At 73.6% G+C, this 409-nt stretch carries 1 protein-coding gene; it reads right to left on the bottom strand.

Annotated elements, in window-relative coordinates; translation table 11 throughout:
* Positions 1-409 (bottom strand): IS110 family transposase (locus tag RM446_RS24925; RefSeq protein WP_311547845.1); only part of this gene is annotated, 409 nt, incomplete at both ends.

Raw genomic sequence — 409 nt, forward strand, 5'->3', positions numbered from 1 at the left:
GCCCGGTAGATCACATCGATCAGATGGCGTTTGAGTACCCGGTAGGCGCCCCGCTTGCCCTTGGACGGCTCCAACCGCTCCACCAGGGCCCCGGCCCCGGGATGGCGCTGCCTCTGCACCACCGCGGCGATGTGGACCACACTGTTGAGGCGCCGGTTGCCGCCCCGGCACAACCGGTGGCGGTCCCGCCCCGAGGAGGACACCGGGATCGGCGCGCACCCGGTGTGCGCGGCGAGCTTGGCCGCGGTGGGAAACCGGGTGATGTCGCCGATCTCGCCCAGAAGCACCGCCGCCGAGACGGGGCCGATGCCCGGTATCGCCAGCAGGTGCCCGGCCAGGGGCTCGACCAGGTGCCGGATGCGGGCCTCCAGCCCGGCGATGCGCGCGCTGAGGTCGCCCGCCTCGGCCA

The organism is Streptomonospora wellingtoniae, assembly GCF_031845375.1.
Taxonomy (GTDB): domain Bacteria; phylum Actinomycetota; class Actinomycetes; order Streptosporangiales; family Streptosporangiaceae; genus Streptomonospora; species Streptomonospora wellingtoniae.